Origin of the sequence: Pantoea nemavictus (assembly GCF_037479095.1) — a bacterium.
GTDB lineage: Bacteria > Pseudomonadota > Gammaproteobacteria > Enterobacterales > Enterobacteriaceae > Pantoea > Pantoea nemavictus.
In genome coordinates this window covers 1,270,806-1,296,765 of the sequence record NZ_JBBGZW010000001.1, presented here as the reverse complement: position 1 = coordinate 1,296,765, position 25,960 = coordinate 1,270,806, and the positions used below count along the sequence as shown (strand labels likewise).

The window sequence follows — 25,960 nt, the reverse complement described above, 5'->3', positions numbered from 1 at the left end:
GGGAAAAAACATGACGAATGCATCCGTGCTGCGCTGGCTGTGTGTAATGGGCATCAGCATGGTGATATGCATGCTGATGGCCGCCAACTTCGGTGCGATGCCGCTTTCGATGCGCACCTTGTGGCGCGCCTCGCTGAGCGATATGGCGTGGCAAATCTGGATCAACATCCGCCTGCCGCGCGTGCTGCTGGCGGTGCTGCTCGGCATGGCGTTGGCGGTCTCCGGCGCGGTGATGCAGGGATTGTTTCGTAACCCGCTGGCCGATCCCGGTTTGCTCGGTATTAGCAGCGGTGCCGGATTGGCGGTGGCGATTTCGATTGTGATTCCGCTGAGCTTACCGCCGCTGCTGGCGTTATGGTTGCCGACCCTCGCTGCCTTTGGCGGCAGCCTGGTCGTCACCTTGCTGATCTTCAGCTTTAGCCGCCTGGCGCTGGGCAATTTGTCACGCTTGCTGCTGGTTGGCATTGCGATTAATGCCTTGTGCGGCGCGGCGGTCGGCGTGCTGTCTTGGCTGAGTAACGATCAACAGCTGCGTCAGCTGGCGCTGTGGGGCATGGGCAGTTTGAGTGCGGCGCAATGGCCAAGCCTGACCGTGTGCGCGCTGCTGATTCTGCCCGCGCTGATCGCCATTCAGCTGCGCGCGCGTCGCCTTAACTTGCTGCAGCTCGGCGAGGAAGACGCACATTACATGGGCATCGATGTAAAGCGTACCCAGCGTCAGCTGCTGGTGCTGAGCGCCTTGTTGGTTGGCACCGCCGTGGCGGTGAGCGGCATTATTGGCTTTGTCGGCTTAGTGGTACCGCATCTGATGCGTTTCTGCCTCGGCAGCGATCATCGCTGGATGCTGCCGGGCTCGGCGCTGGCGGGCGCAATTTTGCTGCTGCTGGCGGATACGCTGGCGCGCACGGTGGTGGTGCCGGCGGAGATGCCAGTGGGTTTGTTAACCAGCCTGCTCGGCGGCCCGTGGTTTCTCTGGCTGATTCTGCGTGAGCCCAAGGGGGATGAATGAGTGATTGCCTGCAGGCGCGCGGCCTGCGTTTTAGCCACGGCTCGCGCGCGTTAATCGATGACGTTTCGCTTAGCTTACAGCCGGGTGAAATGGTCGCGCTGATTGGTCCGAACGGCGCCGGAAAATCTACCCTGCTGCGTCTGCTAACCGGCTTTCTTACGCCGCAAGCCGGCGAATGCTGGCTCGGCGATCGCCCCTTAAACGACTGGCCGCGTGAGCCGCTGGCGCAGCGCCGCGCGGTGATGCGTCAGCAAAACAGCGTCACCTTTCCGTTACCGGCCGCCGAGGTGGTGGCAATGGGACGTGCGCCCTGGCCGAGCAGTCAATCAAAAGCGGTTATCGAAGAGGTGATGCACATCACCGGCAGCCTTGAACTGGCCAGGCGCGATTATCGCTCGCTCTCCGGCGGGGAGCAGCAGCGCGTGCAGCTGGCGCGCGTGCTGGCGCAGCTGTGGCACGACGATGGGCCGCGCGGCTGGCTGTTTCTCGACGAACCGACGTCGGCACTCGATCTGTTCTGGCAGCAGCACAGTTTGCGTTTACTGCACCGCTTAACGCGCAACGGGCGCTTCAGCGTCTGCACCGTGCTGCACGATCTGAATCTCGCGTCGCTGTGGTCGGATCGTGTGTTGCTGCTGCATCAGGGCAAGCTGGTGGCGGAAGGTGCACCGCAGGAGGTGATGACCGAGCGCACGCTAACGCGCTGGTATCAGGCGGAGCTGGACGTGGTGATAAAGGATGAAAAGGGCAGGCCGCAGATTCAACTGCGCGCCTGACACCGTAGCGGCGCGATTTATCGCGCTCTGTAAAAGATGCGCAATAAATTGCGCCGCTACGTGATGGTGCGATTAGCGGCAATCGACGATCAAGCGTCCACGCACTTTCCCCGCCAGTAGCTGCTCGGCACCTTCACGCGCTTCCGCCAGCGGAATCACTTTGGTTAACTGCTGCAGCAGCTCGCCATCCACCAGCTCCGCCAGACGTTGCCATGCCTGTTGACGCAGCGGTTTCGCGCACATCACGCTATCCACACCGGCCAGCACCACGCCGCGCAGAATGAACGGCGCGACGCTGGTTGGCAGATCCAACCCTTGCGCCATGCCGCAGGCCGCTACCACGCCATCGCGCTTGATGCCCGCTAATACATTGGCCAGCGTGTGGCTGCCGACGCTATCAATCGCTGCGGCCCAACGCTCTTTGGCCAGCGGTTTGCCGGGATCGCTCAGCTCTGCGCGATCGATAATCGACGCGGCGCCAAGCGTGTTGCGCAGGTAGTCGCTGTCGCTGGCGCGCCCGCTGGAGGCCACCACTTCGAAGCCGAGGCGTGCCAGCAGGCTGACGGCAAAGCTGCCCACGCCGCCGCTCGCGCCGGTAACTAACACCGGACCGTGCTGTGGCGTGATGCCCTGTTTTTCCAGCGCCAGCACGCACAGCATGGCGGTAAAGCCTGCAGTGCCAATCGCCATGGTTTGCAGCGGACTCAGCGCAGAGGGCACTTTCACCAGCCAGTCGCCCGAGACGCTGGCTTTCTGCGCCAGTCCGCCCCAATGTTTTTCACCTACGCCCCAGCCGGTGAGCAGTGCGACATCGTCCTGCTGCCATTCGGCATGACGGCTATTGATGACACGACCGACAAAATCGATGCCCGGCACCATCGGGAATTGGCGCACAATCGGGCCTTTGTTGCAGATGGCGAGGGCGTCTTTGTAGTTGAGTGTGGAGTAGCTTACTTCGAGGGTGACATCCTGATTGGGCAGTTGTTTTTCTGACAGATCTTGCAGGGTGGTGCGATAGCCCTGTTCATCATTTTCAATGACCAATGCCTTGAACATGCAGCCTCCGGCTGGTTGAGGAAAGTAGGGTAATAGTACTCCTTTTTTTCCCTCACCCCAGCCCTCTCCCGTAAACGGGCGAGGGGGCCGTCCGTGCGGTAGCTAAATATTGAGTACCAAATTCGAAATCTGCTGGATCGGTTCCCTCTCCCGTAAACGGGCGAGGGGGCCGTCCGTGCGGTGGCTAAATATTGAGTACCAAATTCGAAATCTGCTGGATCGGTTCCCTCGCCCGCTTGCGGGAGAGGGTTAGGGTGAGGGCACGGTTGTTCCTGCAAAAAAAAGATGACATGATTGCGCCCCAGTCAGTGATCAACTCCCTTATGACTTTCGCCGAGGAAACCTCCTCATTGCTGTGCCATCGGCACCCACTCATCCTCTCTCAGGGATTTGTGTTATGAACCCATTGAAAATTGCTGCCAGCGTTGCTGTAGCGCCAAACCTCAGCCTGAACACCGCGCGCGACGTGGTGACGCTGGACAATACTGATTTTACCGATGTGGCAGCGGTGGTTATCTCCCTATCGGACACCCGTAGCGGCGTTTTGACACTGTTGCGCCAAACCGGCTTCAATCTGCCGGTGTTTGTCGCTCATGCGTTCGATGAAGAGGTGCTGAAGTTGCCGGGCGTGAGCGGGGAAATCAATGGCGCGCCTGAAGAGTGGGCCGCGTTGGAGGACGCTGCGCAGGCGTACGAATCCGAGTTACTGCCGCCGTTCTTCGACACGCTAACGCGCTATGTCGATATGCAGAACAGCACGTTTGCCTGTCCGGGACATCAGGGCGGCGCGTTCTTCCGTAAACATCCGGCAGGACGTCAGTTCTATGAGTTCTACGGCGAGAACGTCTTCCGTTCCGATATGTGCAACGCCGACGTTAAGCTTGGCGATCTGCTGATCCATGAAGGTTCAGCCAAAGATGCACAGAAGTTTGCCGCCAAAGTGTTTAACGCCGACAAAACCTACTTCGTGCTTAATGGCACCTCCAGCGCCAATAAAGTGGTGACCAATGCGCTGCTCACGCGCGGCGATCTGGTGCTGTTTGACCGCAATAACCATAAATCCAATCACCACGGTGCGCTGATTCAGGCGGGCGCGACGCCGGTGTATCTGGAAGCGGCGCGTAATCCGTTTGGCTTTATCGGCGGCATTGATGCGCACTGCTTTGACGATGCCTATCTGCGTGAGCAGATTGAGAAAGTCGCGCCACACCGCGCGAAGGATCAGCGTCCTTTCCGCCTGGCGATCATTCAGCTCGGCACCTACGACGGCACGGTATATAACGCGCGTCAGGTGGTCGATCGCATCGGTCATCTGTGTGATTACATCCTGTTTGATTCGGCGTGGGTGGGTTATGAGCAGTTTATCCCGCTGATGGCTGGCTGCTCGCCGCTGACGCTGGAGCTGAACGAGAACGATCCCGGTATTTTTGTTACGCAGTCGGTGCACAAACAGCTGGCCGGTTTCTCGCAGACCTCGCAAATTCATAAGAAAGACAATCACATCCGTGGGCAAAAGCGTTTCTGTCCGCATAAACGCCTGAACAACGCCTTTATGCTGCACGCCTCGACCAGCCCGTTCTATCCGCTGTTTGCCGCGCTGGATATTAACGCGCGTATGCACAAAGGTGAGGCCGGACGTAGCATGTGGCACGACTGCGTCACCATCGGTATCGATGCGCGCAAAGCGATTCTGGAACGCTGTGAAATGATCCAACCGTTCCTGCCGGAAAAAGTGCACGGTAAGCTGTGGCAATCGGCCGAAACGGAAGCCATTGCCGCCGATCCAGCCTACTTTAGCCTTGAACCCGGGGCGAAATGGCACGGCTTTGAAGGTTATGCCCAGCAACAGTATCTGGTCGATCCCTGCAAGCTGCTGCTGACTACGCCGGGCATTGATGCTGCCAGCGGTGAATACACCCGCTTCGGTATTCCGGCGACCATTCTCGCCAACTATCTACGCGAAAACGGCATCGTGCCGGAGAAGTGCGATCTTAATTCGATTCTGTTCCTGCTGACGCCAGCGGAAACGCCGGAGAAAATGGCGCATCTGGTGGCGATGCTGGAACAGTTTGAGCAGCACGTGAAAGAGGATGCGCTGTTGGCGGAAGTGCTGCCAAGCGTTTATCGCAAGAATATCGAGCGCTATAAAGGCTACACGCTGCGTCGTTTGTGCCAGGAAATGCACGATTTGTATGTCAGCTTCGAGGTGAAGGATTTGCAGAAAGCGATGTTCCGCGCTGCCTGCTTCCCACCGGTGCACGTCAATCCGCAGGATGCGCATCAGGCCTATATTCGTGGTGAAGTGGAGCTGGTGGCGATTGCCAAAGCCGAAGGGCGCATCGCGGCCGAGGGCGCGTTGCCGTATCCGCCGGGCGTATTGTGTGTGGTGCCGGGCGAAGTGTGGGGCGGCGCAGTGCAGCGCTATTTCCTCGCGCTGGAAGAGGGCATCAATCTTCTGCCGGGCTTCTCGCCTGAGCTGCAAGGGGTTTACACCGAGGAAGATGAGAGCGGGCGTAAGCATCTGGTGGCGAATATGATGGTGAGCTGATTTCCCTCACCCTAACCCTCTCCCGCACGCGGGAGAGGGAATGTTTAGGTAGTGAGCATTGTTAAGCATGTGCTGGATCGGCTCCTTCTCCCGCGAGCGGGAGAAGGTTGGGATGAGGGCCAAGCCGCACCGTCCTAGAACCGACGATAGCTGCGCTGCGCCTGGCTCACCTTATACAAATAACGACGCGATTCTGCCGAAGGGTGGTTGGTGGTCAGCGTCTGATACACCTCCGCTGGCGACATACCGTTAATCGACGAGAACGCACGATCTTTATCGCTGGAGAACACGCGCAGTACGCTGCCAGCACCGCCGTTATAGGCCGTAATCACCGCATAACGCCGCGAAACCGGATCCTGAATGCCACCCAAATAGCTTCTCTGCAGCAGCGACAAATACGCGGTGCCCGCATCAATATTATTCTCAGGATCAAGCAGATAGCTACGGCTCGGCTTGCCGCCTTTGCCCTTCATACGGAACACATCAACACCGGCGGTATGCTGCACTACCTGCATCAGTCCCAGCGCATCGGCATGGCTCACCGCATAGGGGTTGAAGCTCGATTCAATCTGCATAATCGCCAGAATCAGTGACGCATCCACGTTATATTGCTCAGCGGCTTTACGCACCATCGGCAGATATTTGTGGGCACGCTTATCGAGGTGGTTCGGCACCATCGGAATGGTCACCGACCAGATGACGTGCAATCCGGAGGTGCGTTTCTGCAGTTTGTTCTGAATCAGATAATCAGCAAAGCTGCCGGCGCGGCCCTGCCAGCGAATCGGCTGACCGGTATTGTCCAGCACCTGGCCGTAAAGCAGCGGCTCTTTACTGATCTGAATATCGTTGGCATCAGAGTAGAGATCGACATTGCCCGGATCTTCGCCAATCAACAGCGTAGTGATGATCGCCTGGCGCAGGCTGGCCATCGGGTCGGTGCCGGAAATGGTCTCAATAGTGATGCTACCGCTGTCAAAGTTGATGTGACTGCGGGTGTAATATCCGTCGCTATATTTGACGTAATCTTTCGGTCCAGCGATCAGAACCTCATTGATTCCCCAAATATTTTCAATGTTATGGGCGAACTGGCCCATCAAAATATCAAATCCGTTGGTGTCCTTGACCCACTCTTCATGAAACGGCGATTTTTTTTGTCCGGAGCAGGAAACCAAAAGGGGTGCTATCACCAGCAGGGCTATCAGTTTTTTGTTCATTGTAAATACGTGCCTGACTCGAAAAAGAGGGCCTCAAAGGGAAGCCCTGAACGGTTATTTTTCTGGCGGGGTGTAACCTTCAATGTGCACATCTTTGCCTTCAAACAGGAAATTAATCATCTCCTTTTCCAGCACTTTGCGATCTTCCGGGTTCATCATGCTCAATTTCTTCTCATTGATCAGCATGGTCTGCTTGGACATCCACTGTTGCCAGGCTTCTTTGGAGATCTCATTGAAGATGCGCTTACCCAGTTCGCCAGGGTAGAGCTGAAAGTCCTGGCCTTCAGCATCGCGTTGCAGATAAGTACAAAAAATGGTGCGGCTCATTACTCTTCCTCTTCGGTCACATGCTTATGCAGTGACAGTTGCTGGGGATGGCGCAATTCATGCAATAAGCGCTCAACCGGCGCCGCCAAACCCACTGACGGTGGTTGCGCTAAGTTATACCAGAGACCGCCCGCTTCATCCATCAGCGACCCGGAGGAAGGCCACGCTAGCCACATAGGCACAATGTCTAAATGGAAATGGCTAAAGGTATGACGAAACGCCGTGAGCTGCTGCGGTTGGGCGTGAATGCCCCGTTCGCTTAGCCAGTCAGTCAGCGCTTGCTCACTAGTAAACTGTGGGAAGCAGAACAGTCCGCCCCATAAACCTACTGGCGGACGCTGCTCTAACCACACATCATCGCCATCCTGCATCATCAGCATCCAGCCGCTACGTTCCGGCAAAGTCTGCTTCGGTTTCTTGCCGGGATAGTCAGCCCAACTGCTGTTGGCATAAGCGACGCAGCCGTTGTTAAGTGGGCAGATTTCACACTTAGGACGTGAGCGAGTACATACTAACGCGCCAAGGTCCATCATCGCCTGATTAAACTGGCTAACGCCTGCGGCTGGCGTGACCTCTTCGCTGATCTGCCACAAACGTTTCTCAACGTCTTTTTTGCCCGGCCAGCCGCCGACCGCGTAGCAGCGCGCCAGCACGCGTTTAACGTTGCCATCCAGAATCGGGAAATGCAGACCCAGCGACAGCGATAGCACCGCGCCCGCCGTCGATCGACCAATCCCTGGCAATGCTGCCACATCATCAAAGTTACGCGGGAATTCGCCGCCGTGTTGCTCAACCACCTGCTTAGCCGCTTTATGCAGATTGCGCGCACGCGCGTAATAACCGAGGCCGGTCCACAGATGCAGCACTTCATCCAGCGGCGCGGCGGCCAGATCGGCCACCGTGGGGAAGCGCGCCATAAAGCGTTCAAAATAGGGAATGACGGTAGCAACTTGCGTTTGCTGCAGCATCACTTCAGAGAGCCACACTTTGTATGGCGTCTTCTCCTGCTGCCACGGCAGGGTTTTGCGACCGAAGCGCTGATACCAATCCAGCACTTGTTGCGCGAACATCGGCGCTTGCATCATAAGAAGGAAATTTTCCGTGTTTACTCTACAATCAGGCAGGAATTCCAGCACAGAGACATCAGGGTGTAAACCGGAACATTGCAAAGGCTTGCTTCTGCTTTCTAACTTTGCATAATGCCCGTTTCCCAGAACAGGCTAACCAGCAGGCTTCAACATGATTAATGACGTCATCACCCCTGAATTTGATGAGAACGGGCGGCCATTACGCCGTATCCGCAGTTTTGTGCGCCGCCAGGGGCGCTTAACGAAAGGACAACAGCTCGCGCTCGATAATTTATGGCCGGAGATGGGCGTTGAGTTCCAGCCGGAACCGCTGGATCTGGTGACGCTGTTTGGCCGTGACGCGCCGGTCGTGCTGGAAATTGGTTTTGGCATGGGCGCCTCGCTGGTGACCATGGCGCAGAACAATCCGCACCAGAACTTCCTCGGCCTGGAAGTTCATGCTCCGGGCGTCGGCGCTTGTCTGGCATCGGCTAAGGAAGCGGGCGTAGAGAACCTGCGCGTGATGTGTCACGACGCGGTGGAAGTGCTGCAGAAGATGATTCCGGACAACTCGCTGCGTATGGTGCAGCTGTTCTTCCCGGATCCGTGGCACAAAGCGCGCCATAACAAACGTCGCATCGTACAGGTGCCGTTTGCTGAACTGGTGATGCGCAAGTTGAAGCTGGGCGGCGTGTTCCACATGGCAACCGACTGGGAAGCCTACGCCGAACACATGTTAGAAGTGATGAGCAGCATCGACGGATATAAAAATCAGTCGGAGAGTAATGATTACGTGCCGCGTCCCGAAACGCGTCCGTTAACCAAGTTTGAGCAGCGCGGGCAGCGACTAGGCCATGGCGTATGGGATCTGATGTTTGAGAGGGTGAAATAATGGCCGTACAGCGTAGCCGTCGTTTGCGTAAAAAACTGCATATTGATGAGTTTCAGGAATTAGGTTTCTCCGTGGCCTGGCGTTTTGCCGAAGGCACCACCGAGCAGCAAATTGATGCGACTGTTGATCAGTTCATTAACGAAGTGATCGCGCCGAATGGTTTGGCCTACGATGGCAGCGGCTATCTGGTGTGGGAAGGTCTGGTTTGCCTGCAGGAAACCGGCAAGTGCACCGATGAGCACCGCGAACTGGTGCGTAAGTGGCTCGAGCAGCATAACCTTTCTGATATTCAAGTAACTGAACTCTTCGACGTTTGGTGGGACTAATCTTTAATGGTTGATGCGAGTTAAAAACGTGCTGGCTTTTCCCCACCTCGTACCGTGCTGGCTGTCCCCCTCCTCGGTCCTCCCCCGCTCGCGGGGGAGGAAGATGTGCCATATGTGAGTATTAAATTGGCATGTGGCAGCGTCTCCTTCCCCCGCTTGCGGGGGAAGGCCGGGATGGGGGGCAGCAAGCACATTTTGACTACAGCGAGCAAACTGTTACCCATCAGCCCGGTTTGTACCTTTATGGCGACCTTTTTATTGCTCAGGAGATTTCATGGTTCGTAAGGCACTTATCGCCGCGCTGCTGCTGGCGGCAACTCAGGCTCAGGCTGCATACGAGTGCAGCGTCAAGCCACAGGATGATGTGATCATTAAACCGCAGAGCGTGCAGGTGGTGGGCAGCAACGGCAACCTCGAAATCACTCCGCAGGGCGATGTGCAGTTTAATGGCCAGAAGGTCAACATGGATAACGCCGCGCGCCAGAAAGCCATCAATTATCAAACCGCGCTGCGTCGCGACTTGCCATGGATCGATAGCGGTGCGACTTCACGTCTTGAACGCAGCCGCGTGGCGCTGGATAAGGTGATCGTCGAAAAGCTCGGCGCTAACAGCAATGTGCGTAATCGTCTGACCAAGCTGGACGGCCAGCTCAAGCAGCAAATGAACCGGATTATTGAGCATCGCCCGGATGGATTAACCTTCCATCATCAGGCCATCGATCAGGTGCGCGCTGAAGGCGAGAAGCTGGTGCAGAGCACATTGGGCGGCATCATGCAGGATAGCCTCAACGAAATGGGCAGCAGCCAGGCCGCGAGCGGCAGCAATCCGCTGCAGGCCATCATGGGCAACCTTGGCGGCTTACAGCAGTCGGTGCAGGCGGAATGGAATAAGCAGGAGCAGGATTTCCAGAATTTCGGCCACGAAGTGTGTAACCGCGTCACCGTGCTGGAAGAGCAGCGCAAAGGATTGATGCAGGGCGTTAAAGGCTAACAACGCAGAAGGCCGGTTTCCCGGCCTTCTGTTTACTCATCTTCGCTTAAGAACAGCTCCAGCAGCGAGTTCAGGAACAGCTTCCCTTTCTCAGTAATCTGCCAGTATTCAGCACTTTCCACCACGTATCCCGCGGTTATCGCGGCATCAATTTGCGGGCGAATGATCTGCTCATCCATACCGGTATAGCGACGGAAATCCGCGCGCGGAGCGGCCTCCAGCAGGCGGAAGCGGTTCATAAAGAACTCGAATGGCTTATCGTTTTCGCCCACTTCGTGCTGCTTATCAAGATAATGACCTTTCATAAAACCACGTGGATGGCGCGTTTTTACGGTGCGCACGATGCGGCCATCCGGCTGCGTCAGCTTGCCGTGTGCGCCGCAGCCAATGCCCAGATAATCACCAAAGCGCCAGTAGTTAAGGTTGTGTTCGCAGCGATAACCGGGCTTGGCGTAGGCCGAGGTTTCATATTGCTGATAACCTGCGGCGCTCAGCAACTGATGACCTTGCTCAAAGATATCCCACAGCGCGTCATCATCCGGCAGTTTCGGTGGACGCGAGCCAAATAAGGTATTCGGTTCGATCGTCAGCTGATACCACGACAGATGCGGTGGGTTAAGAGCAATCGCCTGACGCAAATCATCCAGCGCTTCATCCAGCGACTGATCCGGCAAGCCATGCATCAGATCGAGGTTAAAGCTGCGCAAACCTAAGCCTTCAGCCAGCTGCGCCGCGCGTACCGCTTCTTGCGGCCCGTGAATGCGGCCCAGACGCTCCAGCTTCTGTGGGCTAAAACTCTGCACGCCAATCGAAATACGGTTAATCCCCGCGCGCTGATAACCACTGAAGCGATCGGCTTCCACCGTGCCCGGATTGGCTTCCATGGTGATTTCCGCATCGGCAGCCAGCGGCAAACGCGCTCGCACGCCATCCATCAGCATCTGCATCGCATTGCTGCTCAGCAGGCTTGGGGTACCGCCGCCGATAAAGATGGTGCGCACTTCGCGCCCCGCGGTGAGCGGCAAATCTTGCTCGAGATCGTTCAGCAGGTGCTGCACATACTCGATGTGCGGCACCTCGCCTTTTAACGCGTGAGAGTTGAAATCACAGTACGGGCACTTCTGCACACACCACGGAATATGGATGTACAGGCTTAACGGAGGTAACTCAGGCATTGCGCATCGCTTCCAGCAGCAGCGTCAATGCTTTACCACGGTGAGAGACGGCGCGCTTTTCGTCTTTACTCAGCTCTGCCGCCGTTTTACCTAATTCAGGTACGTAGAAGATGGGATCGTAACCAAAACCGCCTTCGCCAGCGGCTGAGCGGGTGATTTCACCGGCCCAGCTGCCGTGAAACACCAGCGGCGTGGGATCGGCGGCATGACGCACATACACCAGCACGCAGTGGAATTGTGCCTGGCGTTTGCCCTCCGGCACATTTTCCAGGGCCACCAGCAGCTTCTCCAGATTCTGCTGGTCGCTGGCGTCAACGCCAGCATAGCGCGCGGAGTAAATGCCCGGCGCGCCGCCCAATGCGTCCACCGCCAGGCCCGAATCATCAGCAATCGCCGGTAAGCCGGTAATGTCAGCCGCATGGCGCGCTTTGAGAATGGCGTTTTCGATAAAGGTCAGGCCGGTTTCATCCGCTGACTCCACGCCGAGTTCGGTTTGCGCCACGATATCGAGTCCGAAGGCCGCTAACAGATCGGCCAGTTCACGAACTTTGCCCGGATTACCGGTAGCGAGAACAACTTTTTGCATAACAGTTCCAGATTAGCGAATTACAGCAAATACCAGAGACCTGGGAACAGGTCCATGCCGAGGAAATTCAGCGCGTACAGCACCAGAATGACAATCATGGCAGAGAAATCGATGCCGCCCATCGCGGGCAGAATACGGCGAATCGGTGACATCAGCGGTTCAGTCAGCTGCAACAACACCTGATCCATCGGACCGCGGCCCTGGCTGATCCAGCTCATCAGTGAGCGGATGATGATTACCCAGAACACCAGATAACCGGCGGACTTCACCAGCGACAGCAGGCCAACCAGCAGATTGGTCGGATCAATCGAGAATACGCCGACCTGAATCAGCAGCAGTATCGGATATTTCAGCGTGGTGAGCACAAACGCCAGCAGCAGCGAAGCGGTATCAATTGGGCCAATCGCGGGGATGATACGGCGCAGCGGCTTGATAATCGGCTGAGTGATCTTCACGACAAACTGCGCCAGCGGGTTGTAGAAGTCACAGCGCGACCACTGCATCCAGATGCGCAGCAGCAGCACCATCACGTACAAATCGATCAGCGTTTTGACTAAAAACGTCAGTGTTAACATGAGGTTCCTCAATTATTGTTGTGTAGGTCGCGCATAATCCCGCGCGCCGAAAACGGCGGTGCCAATCCGCACCATGGTGCTGCCCGCGGCGATTGCCGCGTCCATATCGTCACTCATTCCCAGAGAAAGCGTATCGACGTCAGGATAATCCTGCTGTAAGGCATGAAACGCGCTGGCCATCTGCTGGCAGACCGCCAATTGCCGATCGTATTCTGATTCCGGCGCTGGAATGGCCATCAGCCCACGCAGGCGCAAATGTGGCAGCGCGGCGATGTATTGCGCTAGCTCGGGCAGCGCCTCCAGCATGATGCCAGATTTGCTGTTTTCGTCACTGATATTTACCTGAATTAACACGTTGAGCGGCGGCAACGACGCCGGGCGCTGATCGTTCAGGCGCTGCGCGATGCGCTGCCGGTCAACGGTGTGGCACCAGGCAAAATTTTCCGCCACCAGACGGCTCTTATTGGATTGTAGCGGACCGATAAAGTGCCATTGCAAATCAGGATGTGCGGCCAGCTCAGCCACTTTTTCAACCCCTTCCTGCACGTAATTTTCACCGAACGCCTGCTGTCCAGCGGCAATGGCTTCTGCGACCGCGCTCGCAGGTTTGGTTTTGCTCACTGCAAGCAGCGTAATTTCTTCTGGCGCGCGCCCGCAACGTGCGGCGGCAGCGGCGATGCGCTCACGCACTTGCTGTAAGTTGTGCTCAATGGAAGTCATAGTCAGGAGAAGTTAAATGGAGTTGGATGAAATTGTGGCCCTTAGTGTAAAGCATAACGCCGCCGATCTGCACCTTTGCAGCGGACATTTGCCGCACTGGCGACGACAAGGCGTGCTGGAGCCGATTCCGCAGCAAAGCGCGCTGGAGGGCGGCTGGCTGGAAAGCTTTATGCAGCAGTGGCTCACTGCGTCGCAGCAGGCCGAGCTGGAGGAAAATGGCCATGTCGATTTTGCCATTACGCTGACCAGCGGCGTGCGACTGCGTGCCAACTTGTTTATGCAGCGGCACGGTTTATCGTTGGCGCTGCGGCTGATTGCCAGCAGCGCGCCTAATCTTAGCAGCCTGCATTTGCCCGAAGTGGTGAGCCAGCTATTACAGCTGGAAGAGGGGCTGATTTTGATCACCGGCGCCACCGGCAGCGGCAAATCCACCACGCTGGCGGCAATGGTGGATAGCCTTAATCGTCAGCAGGCGCGGCACATCCTGACGCTGGAAGATCCAATCGAGTTTGTTCATCACAGTCAGCGATCGTTGATTCAGCAGCGCGAAGTGGGCGCGCACTGCGCCTCGTTTCAACATGGGCTAAAAGCCGCGCTGCGCGAAGATCCCGATGTGATTCTGCTCGGTGAACTGCGTGATAGCGAAACCATCCGGCTGGCGCTTACCGCAGCAGAAACCGGGCATTTGGTGCTGGCGACGCTGCATACGCGCGGCGCAACCCAGGCGGTGGATCGGCTGGTGGATGTCTTTCCCGCCGAGGAGAAGAACCTGGTGCGCACCCAATTAGCGGGCAGCTTAAAAGCGGTGCTGGCGCAGCGCTTAGTGCCGGCAAAAGCGGGCGGACGCGTGGGGTTATTTGAAGTACTGGTAGCGACGCCGGCGGTGGCAAACCTCATTCGTGAAGGGAAAATGCACCAGTTGCCGGGCGTGTTACAAACCGGCGCGCAGGCCGGGATGCAAACCTTTGCGCAGAGCGAGCAGGCGCGTCAGCAGGCGGGGATGATTTGATGTGGGATTGAGTACAAATCGTAGCGGCGCAATTTATTGCGCAATGCATGGATAGGCATGGTGCCGTCATTTATACGCGCGATAAATCGCGCCGCTACGGTATGTGAAAGATCTGGATGAGATAACTGGTAAGGGTTTAATGCGTCTCGAACCAATCTTCGAGGATAATCACTGCCGATTGCGAATCGACCTGGCCCTTCTGCAGCGCACGAAAACCGCCGCGTTCAAACAGGTCGGCACGCGCTTCAACGGTGCTCAGGCGTTCGTCCTGCAGCTCAACGCGCACGCCAAAACGACCGTGCAGGCGATTGGCAAACTTACGCGCGCGTGCCGTCAGCTCTTGTTCGGTGCCATCCATATTCAGCGGCAAACCGACCACTACATAATCGGGCTGCCACTCTTTCAGCAGTTTTTCGATCAGATTCCAGTCTGGCGTGCCATCTTGCGCTTTCAAGGCCGTCAGCGCACGAGCGGTACCCGTGAGCTGCTGTCCAATGGCGACGCCGATGCTTTTGGTGCCAAAATCGAAGCCCAATAAGGTTTCATTGGCCATCAGGCGTGCCCTGCATCGGTGGCGATATTGTGTATATCCACGCCTAAGCCGCGTGCCGCTTCGCGCCAGCGCTCTGCGATAGGCGTCTGGAACAAAATATTGGTATTAGCCGGTGAGGTAAGCCAGGCATTTTCCAGCAGCTCGTCTTCAAGCTGACCTTTCTCCCAGGCGCAATAACCCAGCGCCACCAGCACATTGTCTGGCTGCGAGGCAGTACCGATCGCTTCCAGCACATCACGCGAGGTGGTGATCACCGTGGTGTCAGAAATACGAATGCTCGAGGAGTAAATGCGCTGCGCCGAGTGCAGAATAAAACCACGATCCTCCGCCAGCGGACCACCGGCAAACACTGGCTTATCCAGTTTGATGGCTGGATCGCGTTCGGATGCGCTAATTTTAAGCTTTTTAAGAATGCCTTCGACCGTCAGGTTTTCCATCGGTTTATTCACGATCAAACCCATGGCGCCATCTTCATTATGCTCGCAGATATACACCACGGAGCGTTTGAATAGCGGGTCCTGCAGCGACGGCATCGCAATTAAAAAATGATGCTGTAAATTCATTATCACTCGTATATCAAAAATAACCGGCGCAGCCGCGACAGCGCCGGTTTTGGGTGTTCACGGAGCTTGCACTCCGACGGCATCAGCCCAGGCGTTTCTCAATGGCATCCATCAGCATGCCGGTGATTGATATCGGGAACGCGGCCTCGATTTCACGTACGCAGGTTGGGCTGGTCACGTTAACTTCAGTCAGTTTATCACCGATGATATCCAGACCGACAAAAATCAGCCCCTTGGCTTTGAGTGTTGGACCGACGCGACGCGCAATTTCCCAATCGCTGTCGCTCAACGGACGCGCTTCGCCACGGCCACCGGCGGCCAGGTTACCGCGCGTTTCACCGCCTTGCGGAATACGCGCCAGGCAGTAAGGCACCGGTTCACCATCCACCACCAGTACGCGTTTATCACCCTCTTTAATCGCCGGCAGGTAGTTCTGCGCCATGCAGAAGTTCTGGCCGTGATTGGTCAGGGTTTCAGTGATCACGCCGAAGTTCGGGTCATCTTGCTTCACGCGGAAGATGGACGCGCCGCCCATGCCATCAAGCGGTTTCAGAATCACATCACCATGTTCCTGCCAGAAGGCGCGCAGCTGCTCTTTGTTGCGCGTAACCAGCGTATCGGGCGTCAGATCGGCAAACCATGCGGTATACAGCTTTTCGTTGCAGTCGCGCAGGCTTTGCGGTTTGTTGACGATCAGCGTGCCTTGCTCTTCAGCACGCTCCAGCAGGTAGGTGGCGTAGATAAACTCGGTGTCGAACGGCGGATCTTTACGCATCAGCACCACGTTGAGATCGGCCAGCGGGATAAGCTGCTCGCTGCCAAACGTGTACCAGTTGTCGTAGTTCTGCTCAACGCTCAGCAGACGGGTGCGCGCATAGCTCACGCCGCCGCGCAGGGAGAGATCGCTCATCTCCATGTAATGAATTTCGTAACCACGGCGCTGTGCTTCCAGCAACATGGCGAAGCTGGTGTCTTTTTTAATGTTGATGGACGAAATGGGGTCCATAACGATGCCAAGCTTGATCATTATTCTCTCCTCAAGGGGTATTCAACCAAAAGTATCGCTTAACCGAGGTCGCCAAACCTCACCTGAAGTGCCGTAATGGCGGTGAGCGCGGTAGTTTCGGTGCGTAACACGCGTGGTCCGAGCAAAATATCGGTGAAACCCTGTTGCGCCGTCATGGCAATTTCTTCGGCGGATAAGCCGCCTTCCGGTCCAATCAGCAAACGTACGCGCTCCACCGGCTGCGGCAGCGTGTTAATGCTGTGACTGGCGCGCGGATGCAGATTGAGTTTTAAACCCTCATCGGCTTCCGCACACCAGGCTTGTAATGTCATCGGCTCGCGAATTTCCGGCACGCGATTGCGGCCGCACTGTTCACAGGCGGCAATTGCGATTTTCTGCCATTGCTGAATCTTTTTCGCCAGTCGCTCGGCATCCAGCTTTACGCCGCAACGCTCAGAAAACAAGGGCGTAATCACATTCACGCCAAGTTCGATCGATTTCTGGATAGTGAATTCCATTTTTTCGCCGCGCGACATCACCTGACCAAGATGCAGATGCAGCGGCGATTCACGGTCATCAGCCTGACTGGCAAGGACCCTTACTTTTACACGCTTTTTATCAGCCTGGGTGATTTCAGCGTTAAAAGTCAGATTACTGCCATCAAACAGCTCAATTTGCTGACCAGCGGTCATGCGCAGCACGCGCCCGACATGGTTAGCGGCGTCCTCATCAAGGAAGACTTCACTGTTTACTTCAAGAGATTCGGGGTGATAAATGCGAGGTATACGCATGCGGTTCCTGCCAGCGTTATGCCGTGTCAGCTGACACGGCGCAATCGAAAAAAGCTAGTGTAGGGTAGCGCTTTTAGCGCTGGCAAGCCTGCTGTACATAAGCGTTATGATTTCCCTGCACTTTAGCGATGCGGTTGTCGCGCTCGCACTCCCACTTCGTCACCGGATATTGCTTATCCCAGGCGGTAAACAGCTGGGTTTGCTGGCGTGACAGGCGCAGCTGATATTGATCGCGCATATAGAAGTAGGTGCGTGCTATCGCACCGCGTGCGCGCTCGGGCGGCTGCGCCAGCTTCTGCTTAAAATCAACCTTCATGCTGCACTGGCCATACTGTTGATCGCCACCGTTCCACTGGCTGTACTGGAAGTTATTGCGATCGCCGTTCACTTCGCCAATTGCCGGCTGCAGGTTATGCAAATCGCTTTCGATGCGGCGGTAATCCGCGTCTTTGCTGCAGTTTTTGCGTCCGCCGTTTTGCCAGCACTGACGCTGGTGACCGAATTCCCACGCTGGCATCACATGTTCCCACTCAATGCGTTCAGCGCGATTGGCATTCTTACGCACGCTGTAGCCGCAGCTGGATAAATCCGGCACGCCTTTTTTGCCGTGCCAGCTGATTTTGCAGCCGCAGTAAAAGTCCGCAGGCGCATCGGCGTTGATCTGCGCCGCATAGGCTTTGGCCTGATTAAAATTGTTTTGATGATAGTGAGTGAAACTGAGGCTATAAGCACTAAGTGGGGCAACTAATAAGGTAAGAAACAGCAGCGTTTTGCGAGACATATTCCAAAAATTAACCTGGTCCTGAAAAAGGGCGGCAGGGTAACAGAATGATGACGCATGGGATATGAGATTAGACTATGTTGCTGAGCTATGTTGCTGAAAACTCACCGGGCTGCAGCAGAGATTTGCAGTGTACGCAACGATACTCGCTTTCGCCGCGCAGCACGCGGTTATGGCGACGCACAGTCAGCTGGTGCTGCTGACAGCGGCAGCGATAGGGGAACGTATTGCTGCGCACTGAGTCGATTTCAAACTGGTGGGTGCGACGCGCCGGCACGCCGAGCACGCTCTCCATCATCCATTTCCACTCTTTACCGTGCGGCGGCACGCGGCCAAAGGTTTTCCACACCAGCAAATGCGCCAGTTCGTGCGGCACCACTTCATCAACAAACGCCTGCTGATTTTCCAACAGCAGCACCGGATTGATTCGGATTTCCCACTTTTCCAGCCATGCGGTGCCCGCCGCCGTGCCGCGCTGCTGGTAGATCAGCGAGGGCTCATCAAAGCGGCGCTCCAGCTTCTCGTTGGCCAGCTGTAAAAAATGGCGTAGCGAGCGCATAACGGCTTGTTGTAAGGCGATGGGAAGGCGCGGTGTTTTCATGTGGGGCAGAATAAAAGGTTGCGACAGTTGAATCAAACAAAAAAGGGCCGCCAGCAGGCAGCCCTTGAATTCGCTTATCGGGATTACTTCTGACCGATATCGCGCAGTTTTTTGCCTGACATCAGATTGCGTTCGATGTGTTCCAGCGAGACGTTTTTGGTCTCTGGAATCAGCGTCAGCGTCAGCAGAATGAAGAACACGTTCAGACCGGCGTACACCCAGAAGGTTGGCGCGTTGCCCAGCGTATTCAGCATGGTCAGGAAGGTGGCGCCGACAATCATGTTAGCAATCCAGTTGGTCGCGGTGGAAACCGTGATACCAAAATCGCGGCCTTTCAGCGGCTGGATTTCTGAACACAGCACCCAAATCAGCGGACCAGCAGACATCGCAAAACCAATGATAAACATCAGCAGCATCGCGACCGCGAAGTACTGCGCTTCTGGCGAGTGGATGCCGATGTGCAACATTGTACCCAGCACGCCCATACCAACGGCCATCACCAGGAAGCCCAGCAGCAGCGTTGGTTTACGGCCCCAGCGATCCACCAGACCAATAGCGATAAAGGTAGCCAGCACGTTCACCAGACCTACAATCACCGTGCCCCACATTTGCTGCGTGGTGTTGGCAAAGCCAGCGATTTCGAAAATTTTCGGCGCGTAGTACATTATGACGTTCATACCGGTGAACTGCTGCATCACCTGCAACAGCACGCCGAGGAACACCGCGCGGCGGAAGTTACTGTTGCTCTGGAACAGCTGCCAGCCAGACTGTTTGATCTTCAGGCTTTCACGAATCTCATCCAGTTCACGTTTTGCTTGTTCGCTGGTATCACGAAGACGCGATAACACGCGTTCCGCACTGCGGAAATCCCCCTTCGCGGCCAGCCAGCGTGGGCTGTTCGGCAGGAAGAACACGCCAATCAGCAGCAACACGGCAGGAATGGTGATGATGCCCAGCATCCAGCGCCATGCGCCGGCGTCGGCGAAGGCGGTATCAGAGAGATAAGCGGCCAGAATACCGATGGTGATCATCAGCTGGTAGAGCGAAATCATACTGCCGCGAATCTTCTCTGGCGCGATTTCAGAGAGATAGAGCGGAGCGGTATAAGACGCGACACCCACGGCCAGGCCCAGCACCACGCGCGCAGCGATCAGCATGTCCGGGCTGGTTGCACCCGCAGACCACAGCGAACCAATGACGAACAGAATGGCACCGGCCATCAGGCTTTTTTTACGGCCCAGACGCGATGACATCCAGCCGCTACCCACAGCACCCACCGCCGCACCAAACATCATCGAGCTGACGATCCATTCCTGCTGATGTGCGGTGACGTTAAAATCTTTTGCGATGAAAGGCAGAGCACCGGCGATAACACCGATATCCAATCCAAACAGCAAGCCGGCCAGGGCCGCTAAAAAGCAGACAAACAAGGTCATGACCTTATTTGATGTTCTGCTTTTGTGATTATTACCAGGCATGATGCCTCCAAAGTTTATCCATCGTTGTTGTTATCAATGTTATGAAACCTGTCGGCGGAAAAAAGTGAGAGCGATCACATCAGTGTAATCGGTTACACACGCTGAAACCCTGCAATCCAGCATTTTCCGCCCGAAATAGTTACGTAACCAGTAAGGTATAGCACCCTTTAAGTTTCTGACATTGCACTAAATACCGGCTATCAGACGACGCTGAAAATAACGCATTTTCACAGTAATAACTACGCTGAAAAATCTCTAAATTGCCGATTGTTAAAGGATTTCAAAATGTAATCGTTATCACTATGTTGTAAACACAGCGTAAGAAGTGTAGACGGCATAGAAAAATGCGCCTGACGATTAAAAGGCATAAAAAAAGCCCGCCTAAGCGAGCTCATTTTCAGTCATACATCTTGCAGCGTTTCCCTCTCCTGTGGGAGAGGGCCAAGGTGAGGGCATCAGCCCGTAGAGGCCGCGATTACTTCAAGCCCGCCGCTTCACGCAGTTGAGCCGCTTTATCGGTCTGCTCCCACGGGAAGTGCTCACGGCCAAAGTGACCGTATGCTGCGGTCTCTTTATAGATCGGTTTCAGCAGATCCATCATCTGAATCAGGCCATATGGACGCAGGTCGAAGAACTCGCGTACCAGCAGCGTCAGCTGCTCGGTTGAGACTTTCTCAGTGCCGAAGGTTTCAACCATGATGGAGGTTGGCTCAGCCACGCCAATCGCGTAGGAAACCTGAATTTCGCAACGGTCAGCGAGGCCAGCTGCAACGATGTTCTTCGCCACATAACGTGCAGCGTAAGCGGCAGAACGGTCAACTTTTGACGGGTCTTTGCCCGAGAATGCGCCGCCACCGTGACGCGCCATGCCGCCGTAGGTATCCACGATGATTTTACGACCGGTCAGACCGCAGTCACCCATTGGACCACCGATAACAAAGCGGCCGGTTGGGTTGATGTGATATTTGGTGCTGGCGTTGATCCACTCCGTCGGCAGAACCGGCTTGATGATCTCTTCCATCACGGCTTCGCGCAGATCGGCGGTGGTCACCTCTTCAGCATGCTGCGTTGACAGCACAACCGCATCGATACCGACAATTTTGCCGTCATCGTACTGGAAGGTGATCTGGCTTTTCGCATCCGGACGCAGCCATGGCAGTGAACCGCTTTTACGCACTTCAGCCTGACGCTGCACCAAACGGTGCGCATAGGTGACCGGCGCTGGCATCAGCACATCGGTTTCGTTGCTGGCATAACCGAACATCAGGCCCTGGTCACCGGCGCCTTGCTCCAGCGGATCGGTACGGTCAACGCCCTGGTTGATGTCTGGCGATTGCTTACCAATCGCGCTCAGTACCGCGCAAGAGTTCGCATCAAAGCCCATATCGGAATGGACATAACCGATTTCACGTACGGTATTACGGGTGATCTCTTCAATATCAACCCATGCGCTGGTGGTGATTTCACCGCCAACCAGCACCATACCGGTCTTAACGTACGTTTCGCAGGCCACGCGTGCTTTGGGATCCTGTTCCAGGATGGCATCCAGCACGGCATCGGAAATTTGGTCAGCGATTTTATCAGGATGTCCTTCTGATACGGACTCAGATGTAAAAAGGTGTTTAGCCATTCTGTTCTTTACCTTAACAATGGTTTGAATACGACTGCATAGCGTTAATGATGAAATCGACTTAACGCCCCTTCAGGCAAAGCCACGAGCAGTAAGAAGTTTTAATGCGCCAGACAGACACCGCCTGGATGTTAATCAGTTTAGATGGAAAACCATCTGGACGGCTATTCTAGGTTACTCAGTGAGCACTTTTCCAGTGCTTTTTCCGTTCCCGCATTTTCCGCAACATCGCAAGTGGAATAATTTCCTGACACCGCACGCAGTTACCTGACAAAGATTTTGCAATTTAACCCGTGTGGCTGTATAAAACGCCGCTGCTGTTTCAGCGTAAAGGATGACGTCACTGTGCGTCGCGCCGTCAGATGTCATTTATTCTGACTTTCACCCAAGCCGTTTCTCGCAGGCTGTTAGCCGGCGATGGAGGTGATTAAAGTAATGAACCACTCTTTCTCTCTCATTGGTTCACTGCGCTGTGTCGGCGCGCTGGCTCTCCTTTCCCATTCCACATCTGTTCTTTTATCCTGTCGACGTTCTGTTCATTATCCCGACACGAGCATCGGTTAAATTATCCCTACATCTATTACTGCGTTTCACTCGCTAATGAACGTGCAAATCTCCGGCTATTGCCCTGATTTCACCGACTTCGGCGCGGTGTTTTACACTTAGAGTCATGCAACCTTAAAGGGGCAGTAAGCAGGATGGGACAATTTTCACCTGGCGTTACCATGACAAAACGCGGTAACGATTTCATATTTCAACGGAAAATTGAGGTTCGCGATGTCTGACGACATGAAGAATATCAAGGGTTCGTCAGCTGGCGAACAGGGTTCACTCCGCTCCATGCAGGAGGTGGCAATGAACGATCAGGAAGCGAGCAGAATGCTGCGTACCTACAATATTGCCTGGTGGGGAAATAACTATTACGACGTCAACGAACTGGGGCACATCAGCGTGTGTCCCGATCCGGATCAGCCGGAAGTGCGCGTTGACCTGGCAAAACTGGTTAAAGAGCGCGAAGCCGACGGTCAGCGTCTGCCTGCGCTGTTCTGCTTCCCGCAGATTCTCCAGCATCGTCTGCGTTCGATTAACGCCGCCTTCAAACGTGCGCGTGAGTCCTACGGCTATAAAGGCGATTACTTCCTGGTTTACCCGATCAAGGTTAACCAGCATAAGCGTGTCATTGAGTCGCTGGTCAACTCCGGCGAGCCGTTAGGTTTAGAAGCCGGTTCGAAAGCGGAACTGATGGCGGTACTGGCCCATGCCGGTAAAACCCGCTCGGTGATCGTCTGTAACGGCTATAAAGACCGTGAATATATTCGTCTGGCGCTGATTGGTGAGAAGCTCGGTCACAAAGTTTATTTGGTGATTGAGAAGATGACCGAAGTGCGCCTGGTGCTGGAAGAAGCTGAGCGGTTGAGCGTGGTGCCGCGTCTCGGTATTCGTGCGCGTCTGGCCTCGCAGGGTTCAGGCAAGTGGCAGTCGAGCGGTGGCGAAAAATCCAAGTTTGGTCTGGCAGCGTCGCAGGTGTTGCAGCTGGTCGACATCATGCGCAAGGCCGGTCGTCTCGATAGCCTGCAGCTGCTGCACTTCCATCTCGGCTCACAGATGTCCAACATCCGCGACATCGCCACCGGCGTACGTGAGTCGGCGCGCTTCTATGTTGAGCTGGCGAAGCTGGGCGTTAACATCAAATGCTTCGACGTCGGCGGCGGTTTGGGCGTCGACTATGAAGGTACGCGTTCGCAGTCCGATTGCTCGGTCAACTATGGCCTGAACGAGTACGCGAATAACGTGATTTGGGCGATTGGCGACGCCTGTGAAGAGAACGGTCTTGAGCACCCAACGGTGATCACTGAATCGGGGCGTGCGGTAACCGCGCACCATACGGTGCTGGTGTCCAATATCATTGGTGTGGAACGAAACGAATTCAGCACGCCAGTGGCACCGGATGCCGATTCACCGCGTCCGATCCAGAGCCTGTGGGATACGTGGCAAGAGATGCATGAACCCGATGTGCGTCGTTCGCTGCGTGAATGGCTGCACGATAGCCAGATGGATCTGTTCGATATCCATACGGGTTATTCATCAGGAACTTACGATCTCGGTCAGCGCGCCTGGGCGGAGCAGCTCTATCTGAGCATCTGCCACTATATTCAGCAGCATCTCGATCCCAGCAACCGTGCGCACCGTCCGATCATTGATGAGCTGCAGGAGCGGATGGCGGATAAGATTTACGTCAACTTCTCGCTGTTCCAGTCGATGCCGGATGCGTGGGGTATCGATCAGCTGTTCCCGGTGCTGCCGCTGGAAGGGCTGAACAAAATGCCTAAGCGTCGCGCGGTGTTGCTGGATATCACCTGTGACTCCGATGGCACCATCGATCACTACGTTGATGGCGACGGTATTGCCACCACCATGCCGATGCCAGAATACGACATCGATAATCCACCGATGCTCGGCTTCTTTATGGTCGGTGCCTATCAGGAGATCCTCGGCAATATGCACAACCTGTTCGGTGATACCGAAGCGGTGGATGTGTTTGCATTCCCGGATGGCAGCGTTGAAGTGCAGCTGTCCGATGAGGGCGATACCGTGGCGGATATGCTGGAGTATGTGCAGCTGAATCCGAACGATCTGATGACGCTGTTCCGCGATCAGGTCACACAGCAGACCGATATTGATGAAGAGCTGCGTGCGCAGTTCCTGTCAGAATTTGAAAGCGGCCTGTACGGTTATACTTATCTTGAAGATGAGTAATTAACTGCTCATTAACCGGGCTTCGCCAGAGGCCCGGTTTTAACCATTCCTGCCTTTTTTCTTTTTCATCGCCACTTATTTAATTAATCTGTGAAGATGATCACTCTTGACCTATTTATAACCGCCCACCCAAAAAACGTCATTAATAGGTTCTTCTCTATCTTCTTATTTTTGCTAAGAAAGCCCGCCGGCTGGCATCGCTATTATCAATAATAACCCTGCAGTAAGTACTGATTCATCAACCATCTGACAGCCAATCTGTTATGTATTGATTGGGATGTATAATAAAAATTTAAACATTAAGGGTTGAATAGTAACCATTGTAATTATCGTTTTTTGGCACCTTTTGGAATCATTGATTTAAAATGAATGAATTCGCATTTTAGGATAAAAATATAAATCAACCCATATTGATTTAATTATTTTTGTTTTATTTCAAATGCTTCGTTGTTTCTTGATCTGTCAAGACTGGTACTAACTTAAATTTTTCTAGGAATAATCCGAAGTTTTTATGAACTTTAGAGAAATTTACTTACGTTATTGATTGGTTTAAACGATTGAAGTTGTCAGCACTGTTTACTGAAATCTATTTTTCAAAGTGTAAGTTGTACGTTAACCTTCAGTTAAGGCATTAAGTTTTATCAATGTTTCCCTTACTTCTTACATGAGAAATCCTGACAGTTTAGCGCTATCAGGCAGTTGCAGTAAGGACCATGAAATGAGCAATCAACCGAAGTTTATCTTCATGTTGGAGCCGGTTTACGCTTTATCCGGTCAGGTGATTGCCAGGGAATTGTTAACGCGTTTTGCCGATGACGCAGATATCAATAATAAGCGTAACCCCAACAGGGATGCAGGGTTCTTCAGTCAGCTTTCTGCTGACATTAAATGGCAGTTATTCCTCCACCAGATCGAAAAACTTATTCAGCTATACCAGAAAGGGTTTGATCAGATTGTCAGTGTGAATGTTGATAGAGATATCGTAGCCAGCATCTTTAAAGATGATGAAATACAAGAAAAACTGGCTCAACTGACGCTGCTGCGTCTGGAAATATCCGCATTCTTCACCGCGCGCTTTAATAGCGCCGATCTGCTGCTGTTAAAAGGTGTCGCGAAAGTGACGCCCGCCCCTTTATGGCTCGATGACTTTGGTCCGGGTTATTCCAACCTGAACATGCTCGATAGCGGAATATTTGAAATCGTCAAGATTGACAAAGATTTTTTTTGGCAATTTGGCGACGGTCGCACCTTTGACATTCTGCTCGACCACCTCAACGAATTATGCAACGGCGTGATTGTTGAGGGCGTTGAAAATCAACAACAGGTCGACCTGCTGTCGCGTAAAGCAATTTATGGCATGCAGGGTTATTTCTGGCAGAGCATCTATCTCAATGATTTTATAGCGTAATCCTGATGTTAGTTGGGTTGGTTTCATCCCTCGGGGAAGAAAAATATGTCAAAGCCTGGGCTGCACGCGTTTCACGTAATTACTGCCCGGCCGATTGAGAATAAAACTATTTTTCCCGTGG

Annotated in this window: 25 protein-coding genes; 9 read left to right on the top strand and 16 right to left on the bottom strand. The window is 54.7% G+C overall.

The window, feature by feature from the left end:
• Positions 1–10: 10 nt before the first annotated feature.
• Both WH298_RS05860 and WH298_RS05855 read left to right on the top strand, forming a co-directional pair.
• On the top strand, positions 11–1,009 hold the full coding sequence (locus tag WH298_RS05860) for a FecCD family ABC transporter permease (protein ID WP_180822427.1): 999 nt from the start codon (positions 11–13) through the stop codon (positions 1,007–1,009).
• Entirely contained in the window at positions 1,006–1,785 is a 780-nt protein-coding gene (locus WH298_RS05855) for a heme ABC transporter ATP-binding protein (RefSeq protein ID WP_049850699.1), read from the top strand. Before WH298_RS05860 ends, WH298_RS05855 begins: the two co-directional genes overlap by 4 nt.
• A gap of 72 nt (positions 1,786–1,857) precedes the next feature.
• Here the strand turns inward: WH298_RS05855 and acuI are convergent, their stop codons facing one another.
• On the bottom strand, positions 1,858–2,841 hold the full coding sequence (gene acuI, locus WH298_RS05850) for an acrylyl-CoA reductase (NADPH) (protein ID WP_180822426.1): 984 nt from the start codon (positions 2,839–2,841) through the stop codon (positions 1,858–1,860).
• A gap of 397 nt (positions 2,842–3,238) precedes the next feature.
• On the opposite strand from acuI, the gene WH298_RS05845 reads away from it, so the two are divergent.
• Positions 3,239–5,389 (top strand): ornithine decarboxylase, encoded by a 2,151-nt coding sequence (locus WH298_RS05845; protein ID WP_007890332.1) that lies wholly within the window; start codon positions 3,239–3,241, stop codon positions 5,387–5,389.
• Between the two features lie 134 nt (positions 5,390–5,523).
• On the opposite strand, the gene mltC is transcribed toward WH298_RS05845, so the two are convergent.
• The 3 genes from mltC to mutY are packed head-to-tail and all read right to left on the bottom strand — an operon-like array spanning position 5,524 to position 8,015.
• Positions 5,524–6,603, bottom strand: coding sequence for a membrane-bound lytic murein transglycosylase MltC (gene mltC, locus WH298_RS05840; RefSeq protein ID WP_007890331.1), 1,080 nt, complete (start codon positions 6,601–6,603; stop codon positions 5,524–5,526).
• Positions 6,604–6,657: 54 nt separating this feature from the next.
• Positions 6,658–6,930, bottom strand: a complete 273-nt coding sequence (locus WH298_RS05835; protein WP_007890330.1) for an oxidative damage protection protein — start codon at positions 6,928–6,930, stop codon at positions 6,658–6,660.
• Positions 6,930–8,015: an A/G-specific adenine glycosylase gene (mutY, locus tag WH298_RS05830; RefSeq protein ID WP_180822425.1), complete on the bottom strand. Its 1,086-nt coding sequence runs from the start codon at positions 8,013–8,015 to the stop codon at positions 6,930–6,932. Before mutY ends, WH298_RS05835 begins: the two co-directional genes overlap by 1 nt.
• A 154-nt stretch (positions 8,016–8,169) precedes the next feature.
• On the opposite strand from mutY, the gene trmB reads away from it, so the two are divergent.
• The 3 genes from trmB to WH298_RS05815 all read left to right on the top strand — a co-directional run bounded on the left by trmB (position 8,170) and on the right by WH298_RS05815 (position 10,206).
• A complete protein-coding gene (gene trmB / locus WH298_RS05825; protein WP_007890328.1) occupies positions 8,170–8,889 on the top strand; it encodes a tRNA (guanosine(46)-N7)-methyltransferase TrmB in 720 nt (239 codons plus the stop codon).
• Positions 8,889–9,215, top strand: coding sequence for a YggL family protein (locus tag WH298_RS05820; protein WP_049850703.1), 327 nt, complete (start codon positions 8,889–8,891; stop codon positions 9,213–9,215). The genes trmB and WH298_RS05820 overlap by 1 nt, the downstream gene beginning before the upstream one ends.
• Positions 9,216–9,489: 274 nt before the next feature.
• On the top strand, positions 9,490–10,206 hold the full coding sequence (locus tag WH298_RS05815) for a YggN family protein (RefSeq protein ID WP_180822424.1): 717 nt from the start codon (positions 9,490–9,492) through the stop codon (positions 10,204–10,206).
• A 32-nt stretch (positions 10,207–10,238) separates the two neighbouring features.
• Here the strand turns inward: WH298_RS05815 and hemW are convergent, their stop codons facing one another.
• The 4 genes from hemW to WH298_RS05795 are packed head-to-tail and all read right to left on the bottom strand — an operon-like array spanning position 10,239 to position 13,262.
• On the bottom strand, positions 10,239–11,381 hold the full coding sequence (gene hemW, locus WH298_RS05810) for a radical SAM family heme chaperone HemW (RefSeq protein ID WP_180822423.1): 1,143 nt from the start codon (positions 11,379–11,381) through the stop codon (positions 10,239–10,241).
• On the bottom strand, positions 11,374–11,967 hold the full coding sequence (locus tag WH298_RS05805) for an XTP/dITP diphosphatase (protein WP_180822422.1): 594 nt from the start codon (positions 11,965–11,967) through the stop codon (positions 11,374–11,376). The genes hemW and WH298_RS05805 overlap by 8 nt, the downstream gene beginning before the upstream one ends.
• 20 nt (positions 11,968–11,987) lie before the next feature.
• Complete coding sequence (locus tag WH298_RS05800) at positions 11,988–12,542, bottom strand: YggT family protein (protein ID WP_007890323.1); 555 nt, start codon at positions 12,540–12,542, stop codon at positions 11,988–11,990.
• 12 nt (positions 12,543–12,554) lie between these two features.
• The gene (locus tag WH298_RS05795) at positions 12,555–13,262 is read right to left on the bottom strand and encodes a YggS family pyridoxal phosphate-dependent enzyme (protein WP_049850707.1); all 708 of its coding nucleotides are present in this window, start codon (positions 13,260–13,262) and stop codon (positions 12,555–12,557) included.
• Positions 13,263–13,278: 16 nt separating this feature from the next.
• Between WH298_RS05795 and WH298_RS05790 the strand changes: the two genes are divergently transcribed.
• Positions 13,279–14,271 carry a type IV pilus twitching motility protein PilT gene (locus WH298_RS05790; protein ID WP_180822421.1) on the top strand — a complete coding sequence of 331 codons (993 nt, stop codon included), beginning with the start codon at positions 13,279–13,281 and terminating at the stop codon, positions 14,269–14,271.
• A 136-nt stretch (positions 14,272–14,407) separates the two neighbouring features.
• Here the strand turns inward: WH298_RS05790 and ruvX are convergent, their stop codons facing one another.
• The 8 genes from ruvX to metK form a co-directional block, all read right to left on the bottom strand.
• A complete protein-coding gene (gene ruvX, locus WH298_RS05785) occupies positions 14,408–14,824 on the bottom strand; it encodes a Holliday junction resolvase RuvX (protein WP_007890320.1) in 417 nt (138 codons plus the stop codon).
• Positions 14,824–15,387, bottom strand: coding sequence for a YqgE/AlgH family protein (locus tag WH298_RS05780; RefSeq protein WP_007890319.1), 564 nt, complete (start codon positions 15,385–15,387; stop codon positions 14,824–14,826). Before WH298_RS05780 ends, ruvX begins: the two co-directional genes overlap by 1 nt.
• An 82-nt stretch (positions 15,388–15,469) precedes the next feature.
• Positions 15,470–16,414 carry a glutathione synthase gene (gshB, locus tag WH298_RS05775; RefSeq protein ID WP_007890318.1) on the bottom strand — a complete coding sequence of 315 codons (945 nt, stop codon included), beginning with the start codon at positions 16,412–16,414 and terminating at the stop codon, positions 15,470–15,472.
• 38 nt (positions 16,415–16,452) lie between these two features.
• Entirely contained in the window at positions 16,453–17,184 is a 732-nt protein-coding gene (gene rsmE, locus WH298_RS05770; protein WP_007890317.1) for a 16S rRNA (uracil(1498)-N(3))-methyltransferase, read from the bottom strand.
• Positions 17,185–17,257: 73 nt separating this feature from the next.
• Positions 17,258–17,965: a deoxyribonuclease I gene (gene endA, locus WH298_RS05765; RefSeq protein ID WP_007890316.1), complete on the bottom strand. Its 708-nt coding sequence runs from the start codon at positions 17,963–17,965 to the stop codon at positions 17,258–17,260.
• Between the two features lie 88 nt (positions 17,966–18,053).
• On the bottom strand, positions 18,054–18,566 hold the full coding sequence (locus WH298_RS05760; protein WP_049850722.1) for a SprT family zinc-dependent metalloprotease: 513 nt from the start codon (positions 18,564–18,566) through the stop codon (positions 18,054–18,056).
• 83 nt (positions 18,567–18,649) lie between these two features.
• Complete coding sequence (locus tag WH298_RS05755; RefSeq protein ID WP_007890314.1) at positions 18,650–20,044, bottom strand: sugar porter family MFS transporter; 1,395 nt, start codon at positions 20,042–20,044, stop codon at positions 18,650–18,652.
• Positions 20,045–20,519: 475 nt separating this feature from the next.
• Positions 20,520–21,674: a methionine adenosyltransferase gene (metK, locus tag WH298_RS05750; protein WP_007890313.1), complete on the bottom strand. Its 1,155-nt coding sequence runs from the start codon at positions 21,672–21,674 to the stop codon at positions 20,520–20,522.
• A gap of 777 nt (positions 21,675–22,451) precedes the next feature.
• Between metK and speA the strand changes: the two genes are divergently transcribed.
• Positions 22,452–24,431, top strand: coding sequence for a biosynthetic arginine decarboxylase (speA, locus tag WH298_RS05745; RefSeq protein ID WP_049850709.1), 1,980 nt, complete (start codon positions 22,452–22,454; stop codon positions 24,429–24,431).
• A 718-nt stretch (positions 24,432–25,149) separates the two neighbouring features.
• Complete coding sequence (locus tag WH298_RS05740) at positions 25,150–25,839, top strand: EAL domain-containing protein (RefSeq protein ID WP_007890311.1); 690 nt, start codon at positions 25,150–25,152, stop codon at positions 25,837–25,839.
• The last annotated feature ends 121 nt before the right edge of the window (positions 25,840–25,960 follow it).